The following is a 14,334-nucleotide window of genomic DNA, read 5'->3' on the forward strand; positions in this document are numbered from 1 at the left end:
ACGAATGAAAACAAAAGTAATGAGCTTTCTTGCCTTAGGTACCTTGCTTGCCGGGTGCGGGACGCCGGATGCGACACCGGAACCGAAAACCGTTTTAGGAACCGCTTATCAGACGATTGAGAAAGAAGCAGAAAAATCAACGGTTCGGATGTACATGTGGGGGGGCGATGACGGAATCAACGCCTATATCGATGAATATGTGACGCCCCGTCTGAAGAAGGAACATAATATTACACTCGAACGCGTTCCGATCGAGACGGCAGACATTATTCAAAAATTACGTGCTGAGAAAAAGGCAGGTAAGGAAAAAGGCGTCATCGATGTCGTCTGGATTAATGGCGATAACTTCTTGAATGCTAAAAAAGATGAGTTACTTTATGGGGAAATTACAAAAGTTCTTCCAAACATGAAATACGTTGATGCTGCCGCCCAAAGTTCAGATAGCGGTACGAAAACAGACGGGCTCGAAGCCGCATGGGGAAAAGTCCAATATACGTTGCACTATGACGCAGCTGATGTAAAGTCGCCACCAAAGGACTTACAAGCGTTGAAGTCTTGGGTCAAGGAAAATCCAGGACGCTTCACGTATCCAGAAGTGACGGATTTTACAGGAAACGCCTTCGTCCGTCACGTCATGTATGGTGTCGAATCGAACGCGACCCTAAAAGACCCAAAAGCAGACTTCAAGAAGACATGGGCTTACCTGAACGAAATCAAACCGTACCTCTGGAAAAAGGGGAAGACGTATCCGAAGACGCTTGCGCAACTCGATCAGTTATACGCGAAGGGAGACGTCGACTTCACGATGGGCTTCAACGAACGACGGGCAGAACAAGAAGTGAAGTCAGGAACGTTTCCGAAACAAACGCGTCCGATTGTTTTGAAGGATGGCTCAATCGCATCGACCCATTTCCTTTCCGTACCATTCAATGCACCGAACCCGAGAGGTGCACTCGTTACGATCAATACGCTGTTGTCACCAGAGGCACAATTGAAAAAATATGATGCGACTTACTGGGGCGATGGAACGAGTCTCGATTTGTCGACACTTGATCAGGCAGAACAAAAGCAGTTCGCTGATGTACCGGCCGCACCGTCGACACCGAAGCCGAGTGTCTTTGAAGGGAAAGTCCGGACGGAACTAGATCCATCGGTCTTCGAGATGATCCGTAAGGAATGGCCGTCTCGTGTGGCGCGGTAACGCGTATCCTGCTGCACTCTTGATGGCAGGTATGGTCTTATACGGGTTATGGGTCAGTATCTCGATGACGACATCTGCTGATTACCGCGAGCTACTGACGGATGAGGTCTTTTTAGAGAGTCTAACCGTCAGTAGTTACGTGGCCATCGTCAGTACGGTGCTCGCGCTGATCATTGGTGTGGTGCTCGCAAGGCTCTTGAGCAGAACAAGACTAGCTGCGTTACTTGCGATTCCTTTATTCATCCCTCATCTAGGAGCAGCATACCTCGCGATTCTCTATTTGAGTGATGTGCCTGTCATCGGACCGCATGAAGGGAATTATTTTAATGTCATCTTGACGTATCTGTATAAAGAAATTCCGTTCGTGTTTTTTTATCTCTTACCGGTGGTCCGGCGCCTTGATTCGCGTTATCAAGAACTCGGTATGATGCTCGGTTTATCACCAGTGCGCCGATTCTGGCATGCGCGGGGTGTTTTCCTACTCGTTCCGATGCTTGAGGCAGCATTTATCTTGCTTGCCTTCATCCTGTTCGCATATGAGATTCCAGCACTGCTCGGCGTGACCTATCCAAAATTACTTGGCGTCTATGCATTCGATTTGTATACACAAGGCGATTTATCGGAGCAACCACTCGCTTTTGCAATGAGTGTCGTCTTGACGGGAGGACTCTTCCTCCTGCTATTGCTTATGACTGGTTTGACACGCCCACTGGCAACGAAGATCAGTAGGGGGCGAAGCGAATGATAAAAAAAATCAGTGTGACTGTATTCGTTGTAATCCTGTTCATCGTTCCTTTAATTGGTTTGATTCTAGGAGAGTGGAATTGGAATCCGCGCCTAGAAGCGACGCTCGGCACGACCGTCGCGATGATTTGTGCCGTCGTATTGTTGAATCATCTCTTCGGGTACATGGCAGGAAAAGCGATTGCCTTTCAAACGGGGAAACGGATTCGTATAGCAGAGTTCTTGATTAGTTTGCCGCTGTTCGTTCCCGTGTTATTGCTATCATTCGGTCTCTATTTGACATGGATCCGTCTTGGTTTGGCAGATCGATTTTTTGGTGTCCTGCTCGTGTTGCTTCTGCCGACCTTGCCGTATACAGTTCGCTTGTACACGAACGGATTTCAGGCGCTCGGAGAACGGATGCTTGAACAGATGGTCTTGATTGAGGGGAACCGGTTCAAGCGTTGGTTCTATTTGACGGGACCGATGCTTCGGTCGACGTTACAATCCGTGACGCTACTCGTCACGGTGATCACGATCAGTCAGTATGCACTAGTTGCGTTGATTGGTGGTGGGATCGTCCGCATGATATCACTCGAAGTATTCCCGGCGTATTCTGGTAATTCGCAAGGGGCGGCGCGTCTAGCGACACTCTGGTTGATCGGGGTGCCCATTCTCTTTTATGCTGGACAAGCCGTTATTTTTTCTAGTTGGATACGAATCGTACGGAGGCGTTTAAATGGAAGTCACGATACAACAAGTCAATAAACGATTTGGAACGAAGCATGTGTTGTCTGATATCGATTTAAATATCGCATCTGGACAATGTGTGGCTTTAGTCGGACCGAGTGGTAGTGGGAAAACGACGCTTCTCCGCCTGATTGCGGGTCTCGAACGTGTGACGAGTGGAGTGATTCAGTTCGGTGACCGAGATGTGACTGTTCTTTCACCGAATCAGCGAGGTGTGACGATGATGTTTCAACGGTCGCTGTTGTTCCCACATTTGAACGTCGAACAGAACATCCGTCTCGGTGCCAAACAATTAACACCGATCGAGCTCGAATCCTGGTTACATCGCGTCGGACTCGAGGGAAGAGGAAAAAGTGCTGTTCACGAATTGTCAGGGGGCGAACAGCAGCGGGCGAGTTTAGCTCGTGCGCTGGCGAGTCAACCGGACTTCTTGTTGCTCGATGAACCGTTCTCGAGTCTAGATGTACCGAGACGACGGGAACTACGGACATTGATTCGGAAGTTGACCGAGGAACAAGGTGTCACGACACTCCTTGTCACACACGATCGGGAAGAGGCAATGGCGATGGCGGATATCGTCTATGTCTTAGAACAGGGGCGAATCGTCGATCATGGTACACCGATTACGCTGAGCCAGACCAGCCCGTTTTTTGGCGAAGGCATTCAAATTGAAGAAACATGGCATCCGTTGACGGCAGTCAACTTGGTCTCAAGACCGACGAAGGAGACGGATGAACGTGTTACGATTACGAAAGAACTCATTCAATACGGTGTTCGATTCTACGAAGTCGAACGAGCATCCGGAGAACGACTCGTGCTCTCTTCAGACGAGACGATTCATGAGAAAGAAGGCTATATCGTTAGAAAGGAGGGGTGACATGTTAGATACGCGTGCGCGTAAAATCGTTCAACCCCTATTTGATCAAGGGGCGACCTTATTTAAGAAAATTGGATTATCGGCGACACAGGTGACGATCATCTCCGGCATCATCGGTGGTGCGACGGGCTTTTTCGTCTATAACGATATGATGGGAACGGCGATTGTCTTATTGTGGATCTCGGGCATGCTTGATGTCATCGATGGAACGATGGCACGAAAAGAAAAGACGACTCCAATCGGCACGATTCTCGACCTTGTTCTCGACCGGATCGTCGAGCTGTCAGTGCTGATTGGTCTTGCACTCCGATTTCCGGAAACGCAGGCCGTTATTCTGTTGCTCGTCGCATCATTCGTCATTGGGATGACGATGTTCCTTGCAATCGGAGCGGTCAGTGAAAATTACGGCTACAAGTCGTTTCAATATCAACCGGGACTGGTCGAGCGAACGGAAGGGTTCTTATTCCTAACAGCGATGATCCTGTTCCCAAGCACCATCATTTGGATCGCAATTGTCTTTTTGATTGCTGAACTCTATACGGTCGGGGAGCGATTCTATCAAGCTTCGAAGGTGTTACGATGAGTGAACAAGAGATGATCATGACTGTGGATCGAGCGGGCAACCTGCTCGGACCTCGTCCGCGATCAGAAGTCCACGCAAACGGCTTGTGGCACGAAACGTTTCATTGTTTTGTTTACGATCCAAAGCGGGACGTCGTGCTGCTCCAGCAACGGTCTGAACAAAAGAAGGACTTTCCAGGAATGCTTGATATCACGGCAGCGGGTCACTTGCTTGCGAATGAGACAGTCGAGGATGGTGTCCGGGAACTCGAGGAAGAGATTGGTTTGACGTGTACGTTTGATCAATTGATGCCGCTTGGCATCCAGGAAGAGGAGTTTCGGGATGCGTCGCTCTGGGACTGTGAGCGATGCCATGTCTTTCTTGCTCGAAGTGATCAAGCGATAGACGCATACGTCCTCCAGGAAACAGAAGTGAAGCGATTGATTGCTTTTTCGATCGAGCAGTTTGAGCGAATCGCTGACATGTCCATCGAGCGTATTCAGGACACGACAGGCGAGTGGTTCGATCGTCGTCAATTCGTTCCGCATCCTTCTTCTTACTGGAGACATGTACGACAGGGAATCGAGCAATTACGTAAATAGAAAGAATGGGAAAGAAATAACGCATGAAGACCTACGATCGAATGTGATTTCGCTCGTAGGTCTTTTTTTAATCGTACATTCGTTCGACGCAAGAGTAGCGAAATTAAGATATATTTGAGATAATTAAGTATATATACAAAAGAAGGAAAGAAGGTACAGCCAGTGGCATTACGATTTGCACTACTCGGGCTGCTGACCCAAGGGGAAGCGACCGGTTACGATTTAAGCGCGACTTTTAAAAAACAGATGATCCACTTCTGGACCGCACACCATACTCAAATATACCGAGAGTTGTTGAAAATGGAAGAGGCAGAGCTCGTGACGAGTGTTCATATCGTCCAAGAAGACTTGCCGGACAAGAAAGTCTATTCGATTACCGATAAAGGGCGTACGGAGCTCGTTGAATGGTTACGGACACCAAATGAATTCAAACCGAAGATGAAGGATGAGAACTTGATGCGGGTGTCGCTCTTGCATCTGCTCCCACCAGAGGAAGCCGTTGCTTATTTGGAAGAGTCGAAGCGGCACCATCAATTTGCCGTCGAGATGATGCATAGTTGGCGTCACGACCACCTCGAGAACGGTGCAACACTAGGGGAGACCTTGACGAGTGAGTACGGCTTGCGTATGATGTTGAATTACTTGGATTGGTGTGACTGGGCAATCGCGGAAATCAAAAAGAACGAAGCAAACGTCTAACAATATTGGCTCGACTGTCATGTAGATGGCGGATTCGAGCCAGTTTTATTTTGTAATAGGATTTAGTAAGGAGAGAATCGATGTACTTTAATGACTATGAAGACTGGATTGAGGAAGAGGCGGAAGCATTATTTCGCTTACATGAAGAACCGCTGATACGAGAAGCGATCTCGTATTCGCAATTTACGGCGTATGTAGAAGAGGCACTCCTTGAACCATTATTGCTGAAATTACGTTGGCTCGGAGAAGCAGAAGAAGAGGAGATTCTAGAACGAGCGGATTCAATCGTTTGGGAGAATGCCTCAGGTCATTCGGAAGCTTCCCTTCGGCGAGATGTGTTACGACGGGTCGTCAAGCGAGACTTTACTGCGCATATCCTCGCGTACCTCACACCAATTCTTGAAGCGAGACAAGCCACTTATGAGGCGGAATTGAAGCAGCTTCAATTGGCGCATGCTGAACAAATAGATGAGGTCAAACAACACGAGCAACAGATTGAACTCGGACCGCCGCCTAAAAAGGTCAAAAAATGGTGGTATCTCAAAGAAAAAGAAGTAGCACGTTCCTATACGGAGGAAGAACGATCTGCGCTACAGGCACAACAGCAACAACTCGAGGATGAGTTAAAGCGACTCGAACAAAAAAAACGTGAGACTGAAGCTGATCTCGAACGATTGGATTCACTTCACCGATTGTAATTCACGCCAAAAAAATGGAGCAGACGACGTTATGTCGTTTGCTCCATTTTGTATAAAGGTATCGTATTAAGCTTGTGTCGCAAGTTTCGCAAGGACAAGTTTCGCGACCGCTTCACTTGAAGCCGGGTTTTGTCCTGTGACGACGTTGCCGTCGATGACTGCGAATTCCTTACCAGCATCTGATGTCAGGAAAGTAGCGCCTTCACCACGAAGTGTCGTCTCAAGCAAGAATGGTACTTTATCTTCGAGACCTGTCGATTTTTCTTCTTCGTCTGTGAAGCCGTTGATTTGACGACCTGATACGAAAGGTTTGCCATCGATTATGACGTGTGCGAAGGCCGCTGGACCGTGACAGACCGATGCGACGACGCCATCTTTTTTGATGACAGCTTCAATGGCACCTGCCACTTGTGGGTTATTCGGGAAGTCGACGACCGCACCGTGACCACCTGGGAAGTAAACAGCATCAAATGATGCTGGATCGACTTCTGAGAGTGCTTTCGTGTCGTGCAACGCACGGCGTGCATCTTGGAATTTCGGCAAAATTTCTTTGACAATCGATGCTTTATCGATCGGGACGTCGCCACCTTTGATCGAAGTGACCGTCACGTCATGTCCTGCATCCTTAAACAGGTTGTATGGTGCTGCGAACTCTTCGAACCATAATCCTGTTTTGTGACCATTCATGTCATCTGCACTTGTTGATACGATTAAAATACGAGCCATAATAAAACTCCTCCTCTGTATGAACGTTACAAAGAAGGAGTTTCCCGGAGATATGAAGAGTTAAACCTCAACGGTGTTCCGTATAGTGATGAACCGGCAGTGTAGCAAGTGCCTGGTCGATTTGAGCTTGCGAGATCGACTCTTTCATCGCTTGGACGTTTGCTTGAAGCTGTGACACGCTTGACGCGCCAGGAAGGACGATATCGACCTGTTGATCGATGGCTTGCAATGCAAGCGCCGGAAGCGGGAAATCTTGAAGTTTTTGTAGACTCGCCTCAAGCGTTTCCTTATCGAATTGTTCGAACCGATCAACCGACTGCAGGCGTGAAGCACTTTCATGTGTCAAGAGTCCTTTTGCCAGTGGACCACGGGCAACGACTTGGATGTTTTTCTCTTTTAAGCGTGGCAACAACTCTTCGATGCGGCGATCGAGCAACGAATAAGGCGTCATCAAGTAAGAGAAATTACTGTGCTCGAGCCAATATTCGATGACATTCGGTCGCAATGATGAGAGACCATATTCCTTGATTTTCCCATCTGCTTTTAAGTCTTCCATCGCGCGGATCGACGCATCGATATCATCATCAATCGTACCGCCATGGACGTAATACAGATCGAGATAAGGAGTTTCAAGACGATTCAAACTTTCAAGACAAGCTTGCTTTAGATAGTCATAACTCGGATCCCATGTCCAACCGGTTCCGGTCGCATTCATTCGATTGCCACCTTTTGAGGCAAGAAACAATCGACTACGATCCTCTTGCGCGAAGGTTTGGCCGATAATCGATTCGACGGCTCCGTTTGCATAGACATCCGCTGTGTCGAAATGGGTGATACCCGCGTCGAGTGCCGTCCGCAGGATTGCTGCCGCTTCTTCCTGTCCGCGTTTTAAGATCGTCATCGTACCTAATCCTAATGACATGTTCAATTCCCTCTTTTCTTAAATGAACTGTAAGTTTGGAACTTCTGCATTCTAGTGTATCATATCTTATGAAAAAGACGGCTTGAAGTCTTGCGGCAATACGTCGGAAACGGCATACTAATCATGACAGAGAACGTAAACTAGGATAGAAGAGGGGAACACTACCGATGGAAGAAAAAACGATTGAACGTGAAGTGATCTATGAAGGAAAAGTTTTTGATGTCGAGAAACATGTCGTCACGTTACCGAACGGTAATACCTCGGTTCGTGAACTGGTCTATCATAATGGTGCCGTCGCCATCATCGCTTTTGATGAACAAGGGGATCTGATTGTCGTTGAACAATATCGGAAGGCGTTCGAGAGTCTATCAATCGAGATACCAGCGGGCAAACTCGAAAAAGGTGAAGATCCACTCGATTGTGCCGGACGTGAATTAAAGGAAGAAACAGGTTACGTCGCGAAAGAGTTACGACATGTCTTTGATTTCTACGGTGCGCCTGGTTTCTGTAGCGAACGTGTACATATCTATGAAGCGATTGGTCTGACTGCCGGTGATCGTCAGCTCGATGAAGATGAGTTCCTTGAGAACAAAACATTGAAGCTTGAACAAGCGCTCGAACTTGTTGCAAACGGAACGATTGTCGACGCGAAGACGATCATGGCGATCCAGCATTGGCAGATCCGTACTTTAAAATGATTCTCATTTAAATGATTTTCAGTTGATAATCATTTTAATTTGAAAAAAGACTGATTATCAGCTATGATAATAGCATCAGTTCGAACAAAGGGGGCGCTATGATGGAAAGTCGTGTAGAACGCATCAAAAAACAGCTAAGCGGTAAAGGATATAAGCTGACTCCCCAACGTGAAGCGACTGTGCGTGTCCTGCTCGAACATGAGTCGGATCACCTCAGTGCCGAAAATGTCTTTCTCCTTGTAAAAGAAAAGAACTCCGACATCGGACTTGCGACGGTTTACCGGACGCTCGAATTATTGACGGAGCTCGAAGTCGTCGATAAGGTCAACTTCGGAGATGGCGTATCCCGGTTTGATTTACGACAAGAAGGTGCGAGTCATTCGCATCACCATCTCGTCTGTATCGAATGCGGATCCGTCGAAGAGATTTTAGACGATATGCTGGAAGAAGTAGAGAAAGAAATCGTGTCCCGATTCCACTTCAAAATCAAGGATCACCGCCTGACATTCCATGGCGTCTGCCGTGTCTGCCAAGAGCGTCACGCTCGGGAAGCGTTGGAACAATCGCAAACACAAACAGTCTGACCGTCCGAGGAAATTTCGGATGGTTTTTCTTTTTCAATTTTTATAGGTCAGACCTCTTCACAACGGTTTACACCTTTGATATGATGGGGAAGTAAGCGATTTCGTAAACGAAGAGGATGAGTTCAGTGCGTGAACAACTGGAAGCATTTATCAACTATTTAGTGATTGAACGGCAAATGTCCGCGAATACGGCAGCTGCGTATCGAAATGATTTGAATCAATACTTACAGACGCTCGAAACAGCGGAAGTTTCTTCGTTTGAACAGGTTCACCGACATCATATCGTCGACCACATTGAACGATTGCTTGAAGCACGCAAGTCACGATCGACGGTCCGCCGGGCGACGAGCTCAATCCGTTCGTTCCATCAATATCTGGTCGAAGAGAAACTAACGACGCATGATCCGTCCCGTCATCTTGATTTACCGAAACCGGAGAAGAAGCTTCCCGTCGTCTGGAGTCAAACCGACGTCGAACGTTTGCTTGATTCGGTCGTCGGTGTCGATCCGCTTACACGACGAGATGCAGCAATGCTTGAGCTTCTCTATGGAACAGGGATGCGCGTCAGCGAACTGCTACAACTGAAGTTGAACGATTTGCAACTCGAACTAGGGTATCTGTCGTGTATCGGGAAAGGGAACAAGTCCCGTATCATCCCGATGAGTTCGACGTCGATTGAAAGCGTCAGGACATATCTTGACCTCGCGCGTAATAGTCTCGGAGGTCAACAGACGGACGATGTCTTCTTGAACAGTCGCGGTGATCGTTTGTCACGACAAGGTTTTTGGAAGATGATCAAACGACGGGCAAAGGAAGCCGGTATCGAAAAAGAAATCACGCCGCATGTCTTGCGTCATTCGTTCGCGACCCATCTTCTTGAAAATGGTGCTGATCTACGCGTCGTGCAAGAGATGCTAGGACACGCTGATTTGTCGACGACACAAATGTATACACACGTCAACAAAGCACGACTCCACGACGTGTATAAGAAACATCATCCACGGGCATGATGATTCTATCTTTTAAAGGTCTGACTTCAGACAAATGATGCGTTTTGTCTAGTCCCTTTCCGGGAAAAATCGTAACGGGAATCGCACAACTACAGCTCGTATATAGGAGGAACAGCAAATGGCTCAATCATTTAAACGTGTATTTTTGATCGTCATGGACTCCGTAGGAATCGGAGAAGCACCGGACGCTGAACAGTTCGGAGATCTTGGTTCGCATACGCTCGGTCACATCGCGCGTGAACGCAACGGACTCAACATGCCGAACATGGCAAAACTCGGTCTCTCGCATATCGAACCGATCGAAGGTGTCTCAGCTGAAGAAGCACCGCTTGCGGCATACGGAAAAATGCAAGAAGTATCTGCAGGGAAAGATACGATGACAGGGCATTGGGAGATCATGGGACTGCGGATCGATACACCATTCCGTGTTTTCGAAAAATTCCCGGATGATTTGATTCATCGCTTGGAAGAGTTCTCAGGACGGAAGATCATCGGGAACAAACCGGCTTCTGGTACGGAAATTCTCGACGAACTCGGACAAGAACATGTCGAGACAGGCGCCTTGATCGTCTATACGTCGGCAGACTCTGTCCTTCAGATCGCAGCACACGAAGAAGTCGTGCCATTAGAGGAACTGTACCGGATTTGTGAATACGCACGTGATATCACGCGGGATGACCCGTACATGCTTGGTCGCATCATCGCGCGTCCATTCCTTGGTGAAGCAGGAGCGTGGGTCCGGACAGCGAACCGTCACGACTATGCACTCAAACCATTCGACCGGACGGTCATGAACGAACTCGAGACGGCAGGACTCGATGTCATCTCGCTCGGTAAGATTGCCGATATCTATGATGGAGAAGGCGTCACAGATGCAATCCGTACGAAATCGAACATGGACGGGATGGATCAGCTCGTGAAACAACTCGATCGGGATTTCAACGGACTTTGCTTCTTGAACCTCGTCGATTTCGATGCGTTGTTCGGACATCGTCGTGATCCGCAAGGTTACGGACAAGCACTCGAAGAGTTCGATGCACGTCTACCTGAAGTGTTTGCTCGCTTGAACGAAGACGATCTCTTAATCATCACGGCTGACCACGGAAACGATCCCGTTCACGCAGGAACGGATCATACGCGGGAATATGTACCGTTGCTTGCCTATCATAAAAATAGTGTTGCAAAACCGCTCGGTATCCGTGAGACGTTCGCTGATCTTGGGGCGACGGTCGCAGAAAACTTCGCTGTCAAGATGCCGGCACATGGAACAAGCTTTTTAACAGAACTATAATTCGAGGGAGCGATTCAGATGACAGTCAACTGGAATGAAACACGTTCGTTTTTAGAAAGCAAGATGCAGGTAAAACCGGAAATCGGATTGATTCTCGGTTCAGGACTTGGTGTCCTCGCGGATGAGATTGAAAATCCAATCGCGATTCCATACCACGAAATCCCGAACTTCCCGGTATCAACGGTCGAAGGGCACGCGGGGCAACTCGTCTTCGGTACTCTTGAAGGGAAACAAGTCGTTGCGATGCAAGGGCGATTCCACTTCTACGAAGGATATTCGATGGATATGGTCACGTTCCCGGTTCGTGTCATGAAGGCGATCGGTGTTGAGACATTGATCGTTACGAACGCAGCGGGTGCTTGTAACGAAGCGTTCGAACCAGGTGATTTGATGTTGATCACGGATCACATCAACTTCTTCGGTACGAACCCATTAATCGGGAAGAACGTCGACGAGATGGGACCACGTTTCCCGGATATGTCGAAGCCGTATGATGCGGAATTACTTCGTCTTGCACAGGAAACAGCGGATGAACTCGGAATTCGTGTCCGTCAAGGTGTCTACTTCGGAAACACTGGTCCAACGTATGAGACGCCAGCAGAAGTCAAGATGGCACGGATGCTCGGTGGCGACGTCGTCGGTATGTCGACGGTCCCTGAAGTCATCGTTGCCCGTCATTCAGATATGCGTGTCCTCGGGATTTCGTGTGTCTCGAACATGGCAGCAGGCATTCTCGATCAACCGTTACACCATGATGAAGTCATCGAGACGACAGAACGCGTCCGGGCACACTTCCTATCACTCGTTCGCGGTTCGATCAAAAAAATGTAACGACTGTTTTAAAACTCACAAACCACTCCTGAGGAGGAACTAGATTATGCGTATGGTAGATTTGATTGCAACAAAACGAGACGGTGGCGAACTCGCAACAGCTGATATTCAAGCAATGGTAGAAGGATTCACGAATGGTGAGATTCCAGATTACCAAATGTCAGCGATGTCGATGGCGATTTTCTATCAAGGAATGTCAGATCGTGAAATCGCTGATTTGACGATGGCGATGGTCAAATCGGGTGACGTGATCGACCTTTCACGTATCCACGGGAAAAAAGTCGACAAACACTCAACTGGCGGCGTCGGTGACAAGATCAGTTTGATCGTCGCACCACTCGTTGCGTCAATCGGTATTCCGGTTGCGAAGATGAGCGGTCGTGGACTCGGTCACACAGGTGGAACAATCGACAAACTCGAAGCGTTCCCTGGTTTTGACGTTGAACTTTCAGAAGAAGCATTCGTCTCACAAGTCAACGACATCAAGATGGCAATCATCGGTCAAACAGGTAACTTGACGCCTGCAGACAAAAAACTCTACGCATTACGTGACGTCACAGCGACGGTCAACTCGATTCCATTGATCGCAAGTTCGATCATGTCGAAAAAGATCGCAGCAGGAGCAGACAGCATCGTACTTGACGTGAAGACAGGTTCTGGTGCCTTCATGAAATCGTTCGAAGATGCAAAAGCACTCGCGACAGAGATGGTTTCGATTGGTAAGAGTGTCAATCGTAAGACGGTTGCTGTCATTACGGACATGGACCAGCCACTCGGCTTTGAAATCGGTAACGCAAACGAAGTCAAGGAAGCGATTGAAGTCCTTCAAGGGAAAGATGTCCGTGACTTGAAAGTCATCGCCTTGACGATTGCATCACACATGGCAGTCCTCGGTGAGTTCTACCCGACGTTCGACGAAGCGTATGCGGATCTCGAAACACGTCTCGCTAACGGCGCAGCACTTGACGTCTTCAAGAAGTTCATCGCAGCGCAAGGTGGCGACGCGTCACTCGTTGACGACATGACAAAAGCACTTGAAACGAAATACGAAAAAACATTCGTTGCTTCAAAAGCCGGTTACGTTTCTGAAATCATCGCTGACGAAGTCGGTGTTGCGGCAATGATCCTCGGTGCTGGACGCGCGACGAAAGCAGATGAGATCGACCACGCAGCAAGCGTCACGTTACACAAGAAAGTCGGCGATCGTGTCGAAGTCGGCGATGTCATCGCAACGCTTCGTTCAAACAAAGAAACGCTCGACCAAGCGATCGAAAAAATGGATCACGCGTATCACATCAGTGAAACGAAACCGGCAGAACGTCCGCTCGTTCACGCTGTCATCCAGTAAGCAATCCAATCAGCAATACTTGAGTAGTGGACTTCGTCCGCTACTCTTTTTTTGTGATACAATCAAAATTGTAAAAATATAGGATGATTAATTTTGGGGGTGAGTGCATGAAACGTTGGTTGATCGGAATTGCCAGTCTAGTTGGAGTCATCGGAGGTGGTGCCTTATTGATGACGTTCGCTTTTACACAGGACATGAACTCGGATGGAACGAAAGAGACTGAAATACAGCGGAAAGCAAAAACTTACTTAGAACAGCATCTTCCGGAAGCGAAGGTGACAGGTAGTCTTTACGACAACATGGGAAATTTTCCATTTGAATATGCCGCACGCGCGATAGACGAAAAAACGAATACTGAGTTTTTCGTCTATCAACAAGAGGAGTCGGGGAGGCTCGTTGACTCGTATCATGCGTCACTTTGGGAAGATCGGTTAGAGCGACGGATCCCGTCGCCGACTCTCGAACAACTGAACCATCAATTGAGCGTGACCGTACTTTATGACAGCGATGAAATACAGCGGCTAGGTGACGCGCGTTTTGAATCAAAGGCTTATTTACGGAAAGAAGTCGCTCCGACGCTTTTAGTGGATGTTCCACGCAAGCGACACGAACAGGATAAAGCGCAGATTACAGCGTGGGCAAAGTCATTACGTGAACAAAAGATCCTTCAACATATGACGGTCAAGATTGACTATGTGTCGGAAAAAGGTGAGTTACTGGAGGACGGGAATTCGTTGTTCGTAACGTTATAAAATGGATTAAAAAATGAAAGTACGCGGTTCCCTTTCGATTTGTTATACTGGAAATACTTG

The 14,334-nt window shown here is 48.0% G+C and carries 17 protein-coding genes; 15 read left to right on the forward strand and 2 right to left on the reverse strand.

Translation table 11 applies throughout. The features are described from left to right. Nucleotides 1-4: 4 nt before the first annotated feature. The 8 genes from HZS85_RS09050 (at nucleotide 5) to HZS85_RS09085 (ending at nucleotide 6,112) form a co-directional block, all read left to right on the forward strand. Nucleotides 5-1,201 (forward strand): ABC transporter substrate-binding protein, encoded by a 1,197-nt coding sequence (locus HZS85_RS09050; protein ID WP_214855213.1) that lies wholly within the window; start codon nucleotides 5-7, stop codon nucleotides 1,199-1,201. Further along, entirely contained in the window at nucleotides 1,188-1,946 is a 759-nt protein-coding gene (locus HZS85_RS09055) for an ABC transporter permease family protein (RefSeq protein WP_214855215.1), read from the forward strand. The genes HZS85_RS09050 and HZS85_RS09055 overlap by 14 nt, the downstream gene beginning before the upstream one ends. Beyond that, nucleotides 1,943-2,692 carry an ABC transporter permease subunit gene (locus HZS85_RS09060; RefSeq protein ID WP_214855217.1) on the forward strand — a complete coding sequence of 250 codons (750 nt, stop codon included), beginning with the start codon at nucleotides 1,943-1,945 and terminating at the stop codon, nucleotides 2,690-2,692. Before HZS85_RS09055 ends, HZS85_RS09060 begins: the two co-directional genes overlap by 4 nt. Then, entirely contained in the window at nucleotides 2,664-3,551 is an 888-nt protein-coding gene (locus HZS85_RS09065) for an ABC transporter ATP-binding protein (RefSeq protein WP_064300242.1), read from the forward strand. Before HZS85_RS09060 ends, HZS85_RS09065 begins: the two co-directional genes overlap by 29 nt. Nucleotide 3,552: 1 nt before the next feature. Next, nucleotides 3,553-4,134 carry a CDP-alcohol phosphatidyltransferase family protein gene (locus HZS85_RS09070; RefSeq protein ID WP_214855219.1) on the forward strand — a complete coding sequence of 194 codons (582 nt, stop codon included), beginning with the start codon at nucleotides 3,553-3,555 and terminating at the stop codon, nucleotides 4,132-4,134. Then, entirely contained in the window at nucleotides 4,131-4,715 is a 585-nt protein-coding gene (locus tag HZS85_RS09075; RefSeq protein ID WP_214855221.1) for an NUDIX hydrolase, read from the forward strand. Before HZS85_RS09070 ends, HZS85_RS09075 begins: the two co-directional genes overlap by 4 nt. 162 nt (nucleotides 4,716-4,877) lie before the next feature. Then, a complete protein-coding gene (locus tag HZS85_RS09080; protein ID WP_023467670.1) occupies nucleotides 4,878-5,414 on the forward strand; it encodes a PadR family transcriptional regulator in 537 nt (178 codons plus the stop codon). Between the two features lie 80 nt (nucleotides 5,415-5,494). Further along, a complete protein-coding gene (locus tag HZS85_RS09085) occupies nucleotides 5,495-6,112 on the forward strand; it encodes a hypothetical protein (RefSeq protein WP_174316073.1) in 618 nt (205 codons plus the stop codon). Between the two features lie 66 nt (nucleotides 6,113-6,178). Here HZS85_RS09085 and HZS85_RS09090 read toward each other — a convergent pair whose 3' ends face one another. Further along, on the reverse strand, nucleotides 6,179-6,838 hold the full coding sequence (locus tag HZS85_RS09090) for a type 1 glutamine amidotransferase domain-containing protein (RefSeq protein ID WP_214855223.1): 660 nt from the start codon (nucleotides 6,836-6,838) through the stop codon (nucleotides 6,179-6,181). 67 nt (nucleotides 6,839-6,905) lie between these two features. After that, the gene (locus HZS85_RS09095; RefSeq protein WP_214855225.1) at nucleotides 6,906-7,760 is read right to left on the reverse strand and encodes an aldo/keto reductase; all 855 of its coding nucleotides are present in this window, start codon (nucleotides 7,758-7,760) and stop codon (nucleotides 6,906-6,908) included. 167 nt (nucleotides 7,761-7,927) lie between these two features. On the opposite strand from HZS85_RS09095, the gene HZS85_RS09100 reads away from it, so the two are divergent. From HZS85_RS09100 to HZS85_RS09130, 7 genes are all read left to right on the forward strand, one after another. After that, complete coding sequence (locus tag HZS85_RS09100; protein ID WP_035408909.1) at nucleotides 7,928-8,458, forward strand: NUDIX domain-containing protein; 531 nt, start codon at nucleotides 7,928-7,930, stop codon at nucleotides 8,456-8,458. A 101-nt stretch (nucleotides 8,459-8,559) separates the two neighbouring features. Continuing rightward, nucleotides 8,560-9,042 carry a ferric iron uptake transcriptional regulator gene (gene fur, locus HZS85_RS09105; RefSeq protein ID WP_023467675.1) on the forward strand — a complete coding sequence of 161 codons (483 nt, stop codon included), beginning with the start codon at nucleotides 8,560-8,562 and terminating at the stop codon, nucleotides 9,040-9,042. A gap of 125 nt (nucleotides 9,043-9,167) precedes the next feature. Then, nucleotides 9,168-10,052, forward strand: coding sequence for a site-specific tyrosine recombinase XerD (xerD, locus tag HZS85_RS09110; protein WP_056060398.1), 885 nt, complete (start codon nucleotides 9,168-9,170; stop codon nucleotides 10,050-10,052). A 118-nt stretch (nucleotides 10,053-10,170) separates the two neighbouring features. After that, nucleotides 10,171-11,343, forward strand: coding sequence for a phosphopentomutase (gene deoB / locus HZS85_RS09115; protein WP_214855228.1), 1,173 nt, complete (start codon nucleotides 10,171-10,173; stop codon nucleotides 11,341-11,343). An 18-nt stretch (nucleotides 11,344-11,361) separates the two neighbouring features. Beyond that, complete coding sequence (locus HZS85_RS09120; protein WP_214855231.1) at nucleotides 11,362-12,174, forward strand: purine-nucleoside phosphorylase; 813 nt, start codon at nucleotides 11,362-11,364, stop codon at nucleotides 12,172-12,174. A gap of 46 nt (nucleotides 12,175-12,220) precedes the next feature. After that, entirely contained in the window at nucleotides 12,221-13,522 is a 1,302-nt protein-coding gene (locus HZS85_RS09125) for a pyrimidine-nucleoside phosphorylase (protein WP_214855234.1), read from the forward strand. 107 nt (nucleotides 13,523-13,629) lie between these two features. Beyond that, a complete protein-coding gene (locus HZS85_RS09130) occupies nucleotides 13,630-14,274 on the forward strand; it encodes a hypothetical protein (RefSeq protein WP_214855237.1) in 645 nt (214 codons plus the stop codon). Nucleotides 14,275-14,334: the final 60 nt, after the last annotated feature.

The organism is Exiguobacterium sp. s130, assembly GCF_018619055.1.
GTDB lineage: Bacteria > Bacillota > Bacilli > Exiguobacteriales > Exiguobacteriaceae > Exiguobacterium_A.

Excerpts from the sequence above, each read along its gene's own strand:
- HZS85_RS09050 (WP_214855213.1), top strand. The coding sequence starts at position 5 with ATGAAAACAAAAGTAATGAGCTTTCTTGCCTTAGGTACCTTGCTTGCC.
- HZS85_RS09060 (WP_214855217.1), top strand. The coding sequence starts at position 1,943 with ATGATAAAAAAAATCAGTGTGACTGTATTCGTTGTAATCCTGTTCATC.
- HZS85_RS09065 (WP_064300242.1), top strand. The coding sequence starts at position 2,664 with ATGGAAGTCACGATACAACAAGTCAATAAACGATTTGGAACGAAGCAT.
- HZS85_RS09070 (WP_214855219.1), top strand. The coding sequence starts at position 3,553 with ATGTTAGATACGCGTGCGCGTAAAATCGTTCAACCCCTATTTGATCAA.
- HZS85_RS09075 (WP_214855221.1), top strand. The coding sequence starts at position 4,131 with ATGAGTGAACAAGAGATGATCATGACTGTGGATCGAGCGGGCAACCTG.
- HZS85_RS09085 (WP_174316073.1), top strand. The coding sequence starts at position 5,495 with ATGTACTTTAATGACTATGAAGACTGGATTGAGGAAGAGGCGGAAGCA.
- HZS85_RS09090 (WP_214855223.1), bottom strand. The coding sequence starts at position 6,838 with ATGGCTCGTATTTTAATCGTATCAACAAGTGCAGATGACATGAATGGT.
- HZS85_RS09095 (WP_214855225.1), bottom strand. The coding sequence starts at position 7,760 with ATGTCATTAGGATTAGGTACGATGACGATCTTAAAACGCGGACAGGAA.
- HZS85_RS09100 (WP_035408909.1), top strand. The coding sequence starts at position 7,928 with ATGGAAGAAAAAACGATTGAACGTGAAGTGATCTATGAAGGAAAAGTT.
- fur (WP_023467675.1), top strand. The coding sequence starts at position 8,560 with ATGGAAAGTCGTGTAGAACGCATCAAAAAACAGCTAAGCGGTAAAGGA.
- deoB (WP_214855228.1), top strand. The coding sequence starts at position 10,171 with ATGGCTCAATCATTTAAACGTGTATTTTTGATCGTCATGGACTCCGTA.
- HZS85_RS09120 (WP_214855231.1), top strand. The coding sequence starts at position 11,362 with ATGACAGTCAACTGGAATGAAACACGTTCGTTTTTAGAAAGCAAGATG.
- HZS85_RS09125 (WP_214855234.1), top strand. The coding sequence starts at position 12,221 with ATGCGTATGGTAGATTTGATTGCAACAAAACGAGACGGTGGCGAACTC.
- HZS85_RS09130 (WP_214855237.1), top strand. The coding sequence starts at position 13,630 with ATGAAACGTTGGTTGATCGGAATTGCCAGTCTAGTTGGAGTCATCGGA.